Origin of the sequence: Sabulibacter ruber, assembly GCF_017355955.1 — a bacterium.
GTDB lineage: Bacteria > Bacteroidota > Bacteroidia > Cytophagales > Hymenobacteraceae > Nibribacter > Nibribacter ruber_A.
Genome location: NZ_JAFFID010000186.1, coordinates 1 through 250 on the forward strand (window position 1 = coordinate 1; position 250 = coordinate 250).

A 250-nucleotide genomic window follows, 5' to 3' on the forward strand; every position below is an offset into this window, starting at 1 on the left:
CTTCCGCCTCCGCATGGGAGGCAGCGTGCGGGGCCTCGCCCACGGCGCGGCGCGCGGCCTCCGGCAGCAGCGTGTCCTGCTCCGGCAGCACGCCGACGGTCTTCATGTGCCGTTCGATCACGTCGCCGATGGCCGCCAGGAGCGACGGCACGTAGCGGCCGTTCATCCAGGCGCCGCCGCGAGGGTCGAAGACGGCCTTCAGTTCCTCCACCACGAAGCTGACATCGCCGCCGCGCCGGAACACGGCCGA

The 250-nt window shown here is 72.8% G+C and carries 1 protein-coding gene; it reads right to left on the reverse strand.

Annotated features, from left to right (window positions below):
• On the reverse strand, positions 1-250 hold a 250-nt coding region (locus tag JT719_RS24985), incomplete at both ends, for a hypothetical protein (protein WP_207436483.1).